This is a genomic window from Companilactobacillus paralimentarius (assembly GCF_963227125.1).
GTDB lineage: Bacteria > Bacillota > Bacilli > Lactobacillales > Lactobacillaceae > Companilactobacillus > Companilactobacillus paralimentarius.
This window is the reverse complement of sequence record NZ_OY724131.1, coordinates 81,525-93,693: the sequence shown is the minus strand read 5'-3', so window position 1 is coordinate 93,693 and position 12,169 is coordinate 81,525. Positions and strand designations below refer to the sequence as shown.

16 protein-coding genes are annotated in these 12,169 nt (G+C 32.7%); 5 read left to right on the top strand and 11 right to left on the bottom strand.

Annotation, left to right across the window (positions count from 1 at the left end):
• Window positions 1-17: 17 nt before the first annotated feature.
• Window positions 18-230 carry a helix-turn-helix transcriptional regulator gene (locus ACI6PB_RS00425; protein WP_056950903.1) on the bottom strand — a complete coding sequence of 71 codons (213 nt, stop codon included), beginning with the start codon at window positions 228-230 and terminating at the stop codon, window positions 18-20.
• 545 nt (window positions 231-775) lie between these two features.
• Between ACI6PB_RS00425 and ACI6PB_RS00420 the strand changes: the two genes are divergently transcribed.
• Both ACI6PB_RS00420 and ACI6PB_RS00415 read left to right on the top strand, forming a co-directional pair.
• Window positions 776-1,057: a LasU family protein gene (locus tag ACI6PB_RS00420; protein WP_309510574.1), complete on the top strand. Its 282-nt coding sequence runs from the start codon at window positions 776-778 to the stop codon at window positions 1,055-1,057.
• Between the two features lie 26 nt (window positions 1,058-1,083).
• Window positions 1,084-1,527, top strand: coding sequence for a GNAT family N-acetyltransferase (locus ACI6PB_RS00415; RefSeq protein WP_404327569.1), 444 nt, complete (start codon window positions 1,084-1,086; stop codon window positions 1,525-1,527).
• A gap of 15 nt (window positions 1,528-1,542) precedes the next feature.
• Here ACI6PB_RS00415 and ACI6PB_RS00410 read toward each other — a convergent pair whose 3' ends face one another.
• The 8 genes from ACI6PB_RS00410 to ACI6PB_RS00375 form a co-directional block, all read right to left on the bottom strand.
• The gene (locus ACI6PB_RS00410; RefSeq protein WP_309510576.1) at window positions 1,543-2,412 is read right to left on the bottom strand and encodes a helix-turn-helix transcriptional regulator; all 870 of its coding nucleotides are present in this window, start codon (window positions 2,410-2,412) and stop codon (window positions 1,543-1,545) included.
• A 70-nt stretch (window positions 2,413-2,482) separates the two neighbouring features.
• Complete coding sequence (locus ACI6PB_RS00405) at window positions 2,483-3,073, bottom strand: hypothetical protein (RefSeq protein ID WP_309510577.1); 591 nt, start codon at window positions 3,071-3,073, stop codon at window positions 2,483-2,485.
• A 167-nt stretch (window positions 3,074-3,240) separates the two neighbouring features.
• On the bottom strand, window positions 3,241-3,429 hold the full coding sequence (locus ACI6PB_RS00400; protein WP_143442725.1) for a hypothetical protein: 189 nt from the start codon (window positions 3,427-3,429) through the stop codon (window positions 3,241-3,243).
• A 349-nt stretch (window positions 3,430-3,778) separates the two neighbouring features.
• The gene (locus ACI6PB_RS00395; protein WP_309510578.1) at window positions 3,779-4,513 is read right to left on the bottom strand and encodes a hypothetical protein; all 735 of its coding nucleotides are present in this window, start codon (window positions 4,511-4,513) and stop codon (window positions 3,779-3,781) included.
• Between the two features lie 10 nt (window positions 4,514-4,523).
• A complete protein-coding gene (locus tag ACI6PB_RS00390) occupies window positions 4,524-5,321 on the bottom strand; it encodes a hypothetical protein (RefSeq protein ID WP_309510579.1) in 798 nt (265 codons plus the stop codon).
• Window positions 5,322-5,517: 196 nt separating this feature from the next.
• Window positions 5,518-6,552 (bottom strand): IS30 family transposase, encoded by a 1,035-nt coding sequence (locus ACI6PB_RS00385; protein ID WP_059075255.1) that lies wholly within the window; start codon window positions 6,550-6,552, stop codon window positions 5,518-5,520.
• 68 nt (window positions 6,553-6,620) lie between these two features.
• Window positions 6,621-7,274, bottom strand: a complete 654-nt coding sequence (locus tag ACI6PB_RS00380) for an ATP-binding cassette domain-containing protein (RefSeq protein WP_404327567.1) — start codon at window positions 7,272-7,274, stop codon at window positions 6,621-6,623.
• Window positions 7,267-7,641 carry a GntR family transcriptional regulator gene (locus ACI6PB_RS00375; protein WP_025085042.1) on the bottom strand — a complete coding sequence of 125 codons (375 nt, stop codon included), beginning with the start codon at window positions 7,639-7,641 and terminating at the stop codon, window positions 7,267-7,269. Before ACI6PB_RS00375 ends, ACI6PB_RS00380 begins: the two co-directional genes overlap by 8 nt.
• A 237-nt stretch (window positions 7,642-7,878) precedes the next feature.
• Here ACI6PB_RS00375 and ACI6PB_RS00370 point away from each other — a divergent pair, with 237 nt between their 5' ends.
• Window positions 7,879-8,421, top strand: coding sequence for a hypothetical protein (locus tag ACI6PB_RS00370; RefSeq protein ID WP_152319105.1), 543 nt, complete (start codon window positions 7,879-7,881; stop codon window positions 8,419-8,421).
• Here the strand turns inward: ACI6PB_RS00370 and ACI6PB_RS00365 are convergent.
• Window positions 8,411-9,088 (bottom strand): hypothetical protein, encoded by a 678-nt coding sequence (locus ACI6PB_RS00365; protein ID WP_309510581.1) that lies wholly within the window; start codon window positions 9,086-9,088, stop codon window positions 8,411-8,413. The genes ACI6PB_RS00370 and ACI6PB_RS00365 overlap by 11 nt on opposite strands.
• A 132-nt stretch (window positions 9,089-9,220) precedes the next feature.
• Window positions 9,221-9,430, bottom strand: coding sequence for a hypothetical protein (locus tag ACI6PB_RS00360; RefSeq protein ID WP_025085039.1), 210 nt, complete (start codon window positions 9,428-9,430; stop codon window positions 9,221-9,223).
• 182 nt (window positions 9,431-9,612) lie between these two features.
• Between ACI6PB_RS00360 and ACI6PB_RS00355 the strand changes: the two genes are divergently transcribed.
• Both ACI6PB_RS00355 and ACI6PB_RS00350 read left to right on the top strand, forming a co-directional pair.
• A complete protein-coding gene (locus ACI6PB_RS00355) occupies window positions 9,613-10,911 on the top strand; it encodes a GHKL domain-containing protein (protein WP_056955724.1) in 1,299 nt (432 codons plus the stop codon).
• Window positions 10,898-12,169, top strand: a complete 1,272-nt coding sequence (locus ACI6PB_RS00350; protein WP_404327566.1) for a hypothetical protein — start codon at window positions 10,898-10,900, stop codon at window positions 12,167-12,169. The genes ACI6PB_RS00355 and ACI6PB_RS00350 overlap by 14 nt, the downstream gene beginning before the upstream one ends.

Sequence of the window (12,169 nt, the reverse complement as noted above, 5' to 3'; positions counted from 1 at the left end):
TCCTGAAGAAGTATTTTCTAGTATTGGTCATCACGTTCATCTCCAAATCTGAATAATTCATCAACTCGAATATGTAAAATAGCAGCTAACTGAAAAGCTAGGCTCAAAGAGGGATCATACTTATCATTTTCAATAGCATTAACAGTTTGCCTAGTCACACCTGCTAATTTACTTAACTCATCTTGTGATAGTTTCAATTCTTTTCGCTTTTGTTTAATTATATTTTTCATTGTATTCTCCGTAAAAATGTCAAATACTTTTTACATTTTTAGTATAACATGTTTTACATTTTAAACAATATACAAAACAGATTCACTTTTTAGACGGTATAGTTTGCTTAAAAAGATTTCTAGATACTTAATAGCGGTGAAAATAAAGAATTATCTCAAGAGGGCGATCCTCATGCGTAAAATTATCGAAGTTAGTCCGACTTTCATTCTGTTTATCATATTAATCTCTAGCCTTATTCAAAGATCTGCTGGAAAACCTTGGATCAATCCATTTGCCTTTAGTTTATTGGGACTATGCATTTATCCACCCGTGGCCTTAGTAATAGAGAGTATCCGAGTGAAAAAGCATAAATTATCTTCACGTTCCGAATCACGTCTCATTTGGTATTTAGCAATAATCTCTATCTCATTTCTGTCCTTAACTACCTATTTGATGGTCGTATAAAGTTATGTACACAATGAATTCATTTTTCGTTCAAAATTAGTTGCTAAAAATATCTATTGAGAGCCTAATAAAGATAAACGATATTATAGGGGAAAAAATTATGCGTAAAACAATTGAAGTAACTCCAACAATTATCTTAATGGGTACACTTTTATTCAGCCTTGTTCAAAAGAATGCCGGTCACGCCTGGGTCAATATGTTTGCTTTTAGTTTAACTGCTCTTTGTGTCTATTCGCCTGTCGCCTTAATGATTGAAGGAGTTCGTACTGGCATGAGAACTCATCATAAGTTCCCTAAATCTGAAGTAATTCTTATCTGGTATTTAGGAATCATCTCTACTTTCTTCGTCGTTTTAGCAATTTATCTGATGGGACATAACTAATTACTATAGAGCTGGGAGGCCCAAAAATGAATGTTAGAGAAGCTAGTATCAATGATGCAAAAGCGATTCACCGCATCAATAGTGATAGCCTAGAATATGATTTTCCATTAGACGAAACTATCAAACAAGTCGCCAAAATTCTATCTTTACCTAATAGTAAATTATTCGTAGCCTGCAAAGGCGAACTAGTAGTCGGATATATTCAAATGAGTGATTATGAAAACACCTATCATCAAAGTCTCAAGAATGTCATTACTCTAGCCGTTGATAACCAATATCAACATATTGGAATAGGTTCAGCTTTATTAGAAACCGCCGAAAAATGGGCCAAATCCGAAGGTAGTTTGGGAATCCGTCTTGTCTCCGGTTTCGAAAGAGAATCTGCTCATCAATTTTACGAAAAACATGGCTATCAAATCAGAAAAAAAGAAATTAACTATATCAAATGGTGGTATCAAAAAGAACGCTAAAATTAGCGTTCTTTTTTAATTTTCATCTCGTTGTTCATAAAGTTCTTGCGTCAAACTGCCATCACCATCTCGTAAAAGCTCAGCAATTCCCTGTGTATCAATGAATTCAAAATGCTTTCGCTTGAGAAAGGTAACAATTGTACCTAACATTTTTCTTTCCTTACTGTCTTTCCAATAATACTGATTAAGATTCAAATTAACTTTTTTACCATCCAGTAAAGTTATCCTTAATTCAAACTGTTCCACCATGGAACTTGCCGAAATTCCAGCACCACCCATTAACGTCAATTCTTTACTGGGATTATATCCGTACAACTTTAAATAAATCTCCATACTCTTAATTCGTTTATAAGGTATGAATTTAGTTGAACGTATATTCAAAAGCCCCATCAATGGCATAAGAAAGTCTTTTCCAAAAGAAATATCGTCTTCACTATCTACCGCGTAAGTAATTCCATTTTTTTGCAAAGTCCAATAATTACAATATCTCTTATAATCATAGAAACTCATTCTTGTCACAAAAGTATAAGAAATTAGGATTCCAAAAATAATATCAAATATTTTTATTAACGAAGTTCTACCAAAAAGTGTAGTTAAACTTGCCGTAAAAATAACCATAACTAGCACTAAAATGATCTGTGGCCAATGATTATTGGGTTTACCATAGTCAAATGGAAAATGGAGATACGGTTCCCCAGTTATCAACTCATCCAAAGAAATATCCAATAATCCACTTAAAGAAATTAAATTATCAATACTAGGTAAATTTTCACCTGTCTCCCACTTGGAAATTGACTGCCTAGAAATATTTAAAGCCTCAGCTAACTGTTCTTGCGACATTTTATTTCTTTGACGATATTTGACGATATTTTTGGCTAAATTCACTTCTCCCACACCCTTTTCATTAATTAAATTATAACCACTAAGGACACGAGAATGACCTTTGATTTATCTATTAAATCAATTTAACTTTATGATTAGTTTGATCAATAACTTTGATTTTTGCTGCGGACATCTGATCAAATGTTTCCTCTAACTTTTCAATAGCTTTATCTTTCCCATAAACCAAGTCACGCGCGGCACTGACAGTAACTACAGTTCCATCGGTCAATGTAAAAGTTATATCGACTGGATTACGAATAATTGAAAGAATTGCCGTAATAACAGCCAAATAACCGCTATATGGGATCGCCATCGGCATTTCTTCTGATTCAGATAAATTACCTTGAATAGTTACTGACTTAATAGAATTAAAATCAATCGTCTTTTCATGAATTGAAAATGGCAGTAACAAAGCTTTGAAACGTTCTGAATTACTATTTAGGTCTATATATTGAACATAACTACTTCCGACTTCCCAATAATTGAAGAGAACTGGCAGAATCCTGAAGTAATAACCAATAAATGATATCAAGAAAATAGCGATACCTAATATCAAACCACCAACCTTACTTAACATCATTGAAATTATGAATCCCGGCAACAAACTTAAAACTAAACTAATCATTAAGGGTCTATAATTTATTCTTTTACCAAATTTGATCATAGAAATTACCTTCTTTCAAAATTTAATCCCAACTGTTTCTTGATCACACCCAGATTATATTGTCGAACCAGTCTTTTTTACACGCACTTATCGGTTGTCAAAACATAAAAAAAGCGTGACGAATCATTTAGATTCATCACGCTAACGATTAGAAATCGCTATTTGCTTTATCGCAGTAGTGATCCGCCAACCATCAAGAATATAACGCCAATAATTAGACAAACCGTCACTCCAAAAAAAATGGTCAATTTAGGTTGTTTAACCGTTCTTCTGATATCTTGATACATTTTCTGAGCGATGGCTATTTGCCAAATTCCAATTAAAATTGCTAAAATACCGATAATTTTTCCATTCATGGAATCAGCTTCCTTCATTAATTCCATTCTACTGCATTCATCATCGTTATACATCCGTTATGAAAAGTATCTAGAGAAATTAAAAATTGATCCAATCATCGATGTCGTCCCTATAACAATTATTATTAAGTAAAAAATCCCCTGAACTGAACAAACATTACCCCATGGAAAAACTGTGGTGAATGAACTTCCAACTAATCCTAACCAAAAATATTTACTTTTATAAAAATCGTTATTGAACTTCACATATCTTTCTTCCTTTCTCTCAGATTGATTCCATATTACCCTATTGACCATTAAAAAATAAAATAATTACCTCAATATGGGGTTTCCTAATCATGAATGAATATTATTTTATGGAACTATGCTTTTTCAATATCGTTATATTAAGAATGGTAAAGACAACTATTCCAATTAAATCAAATCCAATCGTCCTACCAAAAATATGATTTTTCACTTCAATATACCAATCAACCCGCATGGTATCTAAATTCCACACATTAATATAACCAATATAAAAGACCAGTACCGCTACTAACAAATAAAAAATGACTGTAGTTAATTTCTGATTTTGTAAAGGTAACAATTGCGACACTAAATGAACAAAGGTACTTAAGGTCCAAATTAATATGATTGCTAGTAAAGACATAGTAATAACCTTACTTATTAAACTGATCTGTCCCATCTTTACAATACTTTGCAAATGAAAAATCAGACTATCACTATCAATAAGCCAAAAAGCTGTAAAAAAAATACCTGTTTCTAAAATCCCAAAATATAAATAAGCTAAAAAGGTCGTAATCAAATTGCTAAAATAGATTTTTATCTCTGTGACGGGAACCAAACTGTACTTGCTATTAAGAAAGACCTGTTCATTCTCCCTTATTAGGAATAACGCCCCTAACAAATAAACTATCAGTGAACTAAAAATCACTTTGTCCAAGGGATAACTTTGTAAAAACATCGATCCCCAATCCAAGGGCACTAATAGAACCAACTCAATGATATTAACTAACAAAATAAAACTCATTAACTTAAATTTATTCCATATTAAATGCTTGCTTACACCTAAAGAACTATTCATAACTGGCCTCCTAGTAATCCGTCTCAATATGTTTCTTTAACAAATAGATATTCATTAAAGTCAAAACTATGATCCAACCGATAAATATAAAGATACTAGTCAGCAACATACTATTTATTTTTTCCAAAACATTAAAACCATCACCGTACATCAGAGTAAATACAGCCGATGCTGTAGAATTGAAAATCATAAGACATAAGTAGGTAAGCAAGAAGTATAAAACATATTTAATAATTTTCTTTTTTTTCAAAGCAAACTTGTCTGAAATTAAACTGATTAAAAAGTGCACTAATGTAACAACACTCCAGATCAAAACAATTGAAAGAAAGCCGATAATAAAAGATCTGACAGTCATATCTACATTAGATAACTTATAAAGGGATCCTGTGTATAAAATATTAGTTAAAGCATTACCTATCAAAAAATGATTTACTTGAATAGAACTAAAAATAGTATTAACTATGCCTTCTAAAAACCAGAGGTAAACCAATGTCAAAAGAGAGCTTAAAATATTGCTGAAGTATAATTTCCATTCCGTGATTGGAATCATCCGATATTTATTACTAAAAAGCACTCGCTCGTTGTCTTTCGCTAATAACACAAAAGAAACAACATACGCAAAAAAAGCAATCAACATATAGTACATATACAATTTATCAAGCTTAACTAATTTGAAAGTCATCTTGTTAGATATCATATCTATTAATATAATGATGCCGAGAACCATCAAATCGAATAAAAATACTAGATTAATCATCTTCCAACGATTGAAGAATAATTGGTTATTTAAGGTTCGCATTCTTGTCATTGTATTTCCCCTAGATAAACTTTTTCATAATATGCTTCGATTCCCAAATGATAGTCAGATTGAATTTGCTCAACCGGAATTAAATCTCTAATCTTTTGATTTTTAATAATTCGAAAATTTCAATAACAAGTTAGCCACTTGGACAAAATAAATTGAATCCAAGTGATATCAGTATTTGAAGTTTATAAATATGTCTTTAAGCGCCACAGGAACTAGCAAAGAGTTCTTGTGGCGTTTTATAGTTCAATAACTTTCTAGGCATATTGTTGAGCTTAAATTCTATGTCTCTTATTACTTTTGGGCTGACTGTATCCAGTGACAGCCCTTTGGGCAAGTCACGACGTATCATTCGATTATGTACTTCATTTGTTCCACGTTCACAAGATGTATATGGGTGTGTGAAGTAAACATCCGCAACGCCAGCCATATCAGATGATAGATTAGAGAACTCAGGGCCATTGTCTGCAGTGATTGAATTGATAAGATCACCATAGTTCTTTATGATCTCTTTCATAGCATAATCTACAGAGTCGGCATCTCTACCGTCAATAAGTCTCATTATTTCAAAGCGTGTCTTACGCTCTATGAGCGTTAAGACGACACTCTCATGGCCATTTCTTTTGCCCACAATCGTGTCTATCTCAAAGTCCCCAAAGGATTCTCTGCTATCAACACTTTTAGGGCGTTTCTCAATACTACGACCAAGTAGACGCTTATGCTTTTTTGAAGTATGTTGCTTAGTCGGTCTAGTTGACTTTTCTACCAGATCAATATTCCGGATTTCAAGTCGTTGTTCATCAATATATTTGTAAAGTGTAGTAGTACAAACCATTTCATCTACTAAGAATAATTCTTCGTTCTTAGCTCGTCCAACGGCCGTATCAGGTGACCATCCATTATCTATGAACTGGCTTACAAAGAAGCCTAAAAAGGCTGTGACTTGGTCGAATTTAGAAGGACGATGGCAAAGCTTACGGTTCTTTACATACTTTTGATGTGCAGTGTCAGGAAAGTAGCAATTCAAGTGTTGAACTTTACCATTAACTTTCTTGATCTGCTCAACAGTACCTCTGTTAATTTCATTATTAATAGTCTGAGGTGAAACGCCGATAGCTTTAGCTATCTGGCGATTCGAGTAGCCAATTGAATGAAAGGAAGCAATCTTTCCACGTTCAATTTCAGTTAAATGATGTCCTTTAGGACGATTTATGATATTCTGTTCTAGCACCAAGACGAAAAACCTCTTTCATTGTTTGTGTGAGAACTCCAATGATACCTGATTTTTACGTCTTGGTGTTTTTATTTTGTCATTTTTCTAAAGTGGCTAACTTGATTATAAAATTCGCCATTTTTAATAATTACTACTTCATCTAATAAACTGGCGATAGCTGTAACATAGTGATCACTAATAATAATGGTCGAATCATCGTCTTTCCAACGAATAATACTGCTAATGATTTTCTTACGTGAAATACTATCAATACCGCTTAGAGGCTCATCCAACAAATACAATTTAGTTGATCTAGCCAATGTCAAAGCAATAACCAGTTTTCCTCTGGTACCTGTAGACAATGCCGCTAACTTTTTAGTCATGTCTAATCCTAAAAAATTAGCAATATCTTCATACTTTGTAATTGAAAAATCTTGATAAACCGCATCATAGAAATGTACGATTTCACTGATTTTGTTAGTAGCTTTAAAACCATCAAGATGATCATTCAAACTAACATTTTCTTTAATGAGAACTTTTTTAGTATTACCATTAACCGTTATAACGCCTTCTGGAACGGAATTAACTCCAGCAATTATTCTCATCAAAGTGGTTTTTCCCGCGCTATTTTCACCTAGGAGCCCAATAATTTTGCCACTATCTAATTTTAGATTGACATCCTCAAGAATTATTTTGCTACCTTTTTTATAGTTAAGTTCTTCAATTTTCAATACATTACTCAAGTTTCTTCTCCTTTTGCTTTACGTAATTTGAAAAACTATTAGTTATTTCTTGATTATCCATTTTTAACAAATGCAGCTTGTCGTAGGCTGAATCAAATGTTTCATTAACAATTTGATTCTTCAATTCTTCAACTATTGCCGCATTCTCAGTTACAAAATTGCCTTTACCACGTAATGTAATAATGACGCCCTCCTCGATCATTACTTTGAGAGCCTTCTGAACCGTATTAGAATTCACTGCCAATTCCAAGGCCAATTGCCTAACTGAAGGCATTTGTTCCCCCAGTGAATAACTCTCTGTAATAATCTTTTCTTCCAAGTAGTCTTTAATTTGTAAATAGATTGGTATGTTTTCGATATATTCCATCAGATACACATCCTTGCTGTACTAGTACACTAATACAGTATCGAAATATACCCCGCTATGCAACTATTTAAGCAAGATTCTCTAACGAATTTCTTATACAGAATGTCCTTTATATTTATGAAACCTAAACCAAATAATTATGGTAAATTAGGGGCAAATTGGGTATGGATATGGTTTAGAAAGAACTGATCTCTTATGCTGAAATTTGGAAAAAGACTAAATTATCGGCCTTTATTGATGAGTCTATTTTGGGCCTTATTGTGTGGCAGCCTGTTTGGATTTAATATTTCTAAAACTCTAGGTATCAGAATTGCTATTGTCGTTTTTGGAATAGTTTTTATCGGTCACTACCTAATTGTTTTGCCAACTATCTTTAATTACTGGGACTCTAGTGACAGATTTATACGTTATAACGATAAAAGCAATCCATTCAAACGTCTTCTACTCATGCTGATTCCTAAATTGAACACCTATAAAGTAATTGATAAAAAACTAATTAAATCGATTCAAATCACTGGATTGCCCATGACCAATGATTTACTTTCATCAGCACTATTTGTTGCTACTGAAGGTGGATTTCTCTACAACCTCATGGTCATGATGCACTATCCAGTAGAAGTGAAACTACTCCTAAATAATGGTCAAATTATTAATTTGAATCTATCACGCGATTACGTTGATCATCCCACTGAAACAATTGGTAAATTAAAAATCTTTTTAAATGATTTTCCATCTGCAAAATTAAATTTATCACCTGAAACAAAACAACTTATTTACTGACACTGTCTCGATTAAATTCTTTCGTTAGTTGAAAAATAGCCAAATTACGTCTTACTTTTTTAAATGCTGGATTATTCAACTCGTATTGCCCATTTCTTTTCACCCAAAAAGTATGTTCAACGTCTGAAAGATAAAGTCGATCTAACCGCGAATTAGTATGATGTTCATCACTTAATAAACCACAAATAATCTTGGAACCAATCTCCGGTATCGGTGCGTTAGGAACCTGATAGAAGATTTCGTTATCTGGATTCGTCGATTGGGCGTAAATGTCACGTTCACGACCAAAGCCACCAGGAAAATTCAGATAAATCCGCTTCCCTTTCAAGCCTTTATTGCCACTAATTACCTGATCAACTCTTAAAGTTAATTTAGTTTCCGGCTGTGGCGATAACCATTTGATTTTTTGTAAATTTAAAACTTTTCCTTTAACCACATAACGATTTTGACGTTTGAATTGGGCCAAAGTAATACCTTTATAATTATCGGTAATTTCAGAATATTGCCGTTTAACTGTCTGAACTTGACTAATTTGACGTCGCCAGTCGTATCGTTTTTGCTCGAGACCAGTTTTAAAATTAGTTTCTAAATTGATTTTTTCAGGCAAATCATTACCAGTTACTTGCTCACTACAGCCAGTTATCAAGACTATTAAACTTAACGCCAACAATCGAAAGCCTCTTCGCATGAGATTCATCCTTTTTCTTTTTATGCTATCAAAAGACCATTTTTCGAGATACAAAAATACGCAACAAAACAACTTGAAATTGTTTTGTTGCGTATTACTTTTTAGACGTAACTATCTCATAGATAAAATTGACATCCCCATACCTATAATCAATATTCCAACGACGAAACTAGACCACACCGCATATCCTACAAAATGAGAAGTGGTCTTACTACCGTCTTTTTGAATCTCATGAACATACTTACGTGAATTAAGAAGTTGATAAATACCAAGTAATATTACCACAATACCCACTATATATTTGCCTATCGTAAAGCTCATGATATTACTTCCTCTCATTTAATTGACCAGAATATAGCACTACTTTAAAGATAAGTGTGAACAATATCCTGAATTGGGGAGTTTTGATTCATGAATGAATTTCGTGCGTTTCGCGACAAAAAAATTGTTTCTTTAAATATTATGCAATAATTAATATATCGATATAAAGGGGGGTATTACAGGTGGGGACAATAATCTACACTATAGGAAAATTATTGGCATGGCTTATTTTTTATAGTGTTTTCTATTCACTATTTCATTTTAAAAAATATTATTTACTGGCATTCATTTTAGTGTCATTTTTGTCAGAAATGCTTTTGAAAGATTATTCATATCTAATCACGTTTTTCTTTGTCTATCTAGTTCTCTGGCATCATAAAAAATGGAATTTAACTCTAATAAATACCCTTCTATTATCATCCCTAATACGTTTAATTTATGAAACCTTAGCCGATACAATAATTGTAGATAAGATCTCCACTCATGCAATTTCAGGCATACTGCTCTTTGTAGTCGCCAGCTTTTCAATCAAGTTTATTACCGCAGTAGTATTCATCTTTCTTTATAAACGTTTTGATATTGAAGAAAAATGGCAGATTGATCATTCATCGCTTCTCAGTTTTTTATTAATTTATCTATTTATAGCAATTTACGTATTTATGCACTTTATTCAAGAAAATAAGGCCTATTCCGATTTAACCATCGGTGTTTTCGCATTCATTATTATTCAATGTGTTTTTATCGCACTTCTCTTTGGTAAAGCTAGTCAAACGCAACAACTGGCGTACAAAAGAGAATTAACGAAAGAACAACTAAAAAATTTAAAAATGTATACCGACCAACTTGAAAAAGATCATCTTCATCTTCGTGAATTCGAACACAGTTACAAAGATGGTATCGCAACACTTCGATCTGTTGCCAGTGATGGTGATTATACCGCAATGAAACAAGCTTTAGAAAAACTAGAAGTGTACTCTGACGGTTACTTCGACAATCTTTCAATGCAATTATTCAAGGATCTAAACAACGTGCAAAATCCCTATTTGAAGAGTCTTTTTATCAGTAAATTAACCCTGATTCATCAGGATAATATCAAATGTCACTTTGAATGTCGCAATACCATTGAGGAGGTTGATATTAATATTTTTGACCTCGTTCGACTTTTAGGTATTTCAATCGATAACGCCATCGAAGCTACTAAAGGACAAACCGGTGCTCAGATTCAAATCGCTATCGTTAAAGAAAAACAACAGTTATCCTTCTTAATCAACAACACGATTCACTCCGAAACTAAAATTCAAACTATGATGCAAGAGGGTTTTACCACCAAAAAGAACCACTCCGGTCTAGGAATGGTCAACGTTCAAGATATTAAAAAAAAGTATCCCAATTTATTCGTTCAATATCGGAAAAATAATGACTGGTTCAATCTCAACATCACACTACTTGATTTAGGAGGTGATGCAGATGTCAATTATTAGTCCACGAATTTTCACCATCTTCTCCAACTGGTTTCTTTTCTTCTTTCTTTTCAGTAATCTCTATCAAAATCGCCTTTCCAATAAGAAAAAGTTAATTCTCTATCCTAGTTTCATTATCGGTTTCACAATTATAGAAAGTTTGCTTCCCTTTACTAAGTTGCCACTAGATATATTCACTTACCTCTACCTTCGCAAATCTAAAGATATTGACTATTACTTGCTCAATGTCTTCATTATCACCGCAGCTGTTAAAATCATAGCTATTTTTATATCCACGGTTATCTTTGCTGTTCTCGTTACTGTTGATAATTTAGATGCCAATTCTTTTCCTCAATTAACTATCATTTATCTATCAATCATCGTCATTTCAATTATTTTTATTCTAATTTACAATTTATTCAATATAAATAAGCGTTTAGATAAGAAGACACCACTTACAACCATCATTTTAGGGTACGTTTATCTAATCTTTTTTACTGTTCTAATTCTCGTTCAAAGTTTTACAAATTACCCTTATTTCATTTTAGGAACTCTATTATTCATTGTTATCCAATCCATTTTCGTCATCCTAGTCTTTCTTTATCGTAGAGTGAGAAATCGCAAAGTCTATCAAGATAGATTTGCCGAAGAACAAGTTAAGAATCTCAAAATTTATACTGACCAACTTGAAAGTGATCAATTAAAATTACGTCATTTTAAGCACGATTATAAAAATTTGCTATTCAGTTTAAAAACTGTCGTTGATGAACAAGATCACAAGGCAATGAATCAAGCTCTAGATAAATTGGAAAATTATTCTGATGATTATTTGAATAATCTGTCGATGGATCTATTCCAAGATATTAAAAATGTTCACAATTCTTATTTGAAGAGTCTTTTGATCAGTAAAATCAACACTATCAATCAAAAAGATATCGCCTGCCACTTCACTTGCAATCAAGACCTAGACGACTTACCAATCAATATCTTTGATTTTATCAATCTACTCGACACTGCTATTGATAACGCCATCTACTTCACACAAAAACAAGATAACGGTGAAATCTACCTCAGTATTAACCAAGAAGGCCAACAATTGGCTTTTCTAATTTATAATTCCATTGCCAATCAGCCTAATACAGCAACAGAAGAGAAAAAGCACTTTGATAGATTACACATCAAGACACTTCGAAAAAAATATTCTAATTTATTCATCCAATCTAACCAAAGCCAAAAATGGTTCCGTTTCAATATTATTTTAATCACCAAGGAGGATTAA

Bases quoted from the DNA above. Each gene is read 5' to 3' on its own strand.
- ACI6PB_RS00425 (WP_056950903.1), bottom strand. From the start codon at position 230: ATGAAAAATATAATTAAACAAAAGCGAAAAGAATTGAAACTATCACAA.
- ACI6PB_RS00420 (WP_309510574.1), top strand. From the start codon at position 776: ATGCGTAAAACAATTGAAGTAACTCCAACAATTATCTTAATGGGTACA.
- ACI6PB_RS00415 (WP_404327569.1), top strand. From the start codon at position 1,084: ATGAATGTTAGAGAAGCTAGTATCAATGATGCAAAAGCGATTCACCGC.
- ACI6PB_RS00405 (WP_309510577.1), bottom strand. From the start codon at position 3,073: ATGATCAAATTTGGTAAAAGAATAAATTATAGACCCTTAATGATTAGT.
- ACI6PB_RS00400 (WP_143442725.1), bottom strand. From the start codon at position 3,429: ATGAATGGAAAAATTATCGGTATTTTAGCAATTTTAATTGGAATTTGG.
- ACI6PB_RS00395 (WP_309510578.1), bottom strand. From the start codon at position 4,513: ATGAATAGTTCTTTAGGTGTAAGCAAGCATTTAATATGGAATAAATTT.
- ACI6PB_RS00390 (WP_309510579.1), bottom strand. From the start codon at position 5,321: ATGACAAGAATGCGAACCTTAAATAACCAATTATTCTTCAATCGTTGG.
- ACI6PB_RS00375 (WP_025085042.1), bottom strand. From the start codon at position 7,641: ATGGAATATATCGAAAACATACCAATCTATTTACAAATTAAAGACTAC.
- ACI6PB_RS00370 (WP_152319105.1), top strand. From the start codon at position 7,879: ATGAGTCTATTTTGGGCCTTATTGTGTGGCAGCCTGTTTGGATTTAAT.
- ACI6PB_RS00360 (WP_025085039.1), bottom strand. From the start codon at position 9,430: ATGAGCTTTACGATAGGCAAATATATAGTGGGTATTGTGGTAATATTA.
- ACI6PB_RS00350 (WP_404327566.1), top strand. From the start codon at position 10,898: ATGTCAATTATTAGTCCACGAATTTTCACCATCTTCTCCAACTGGTTT.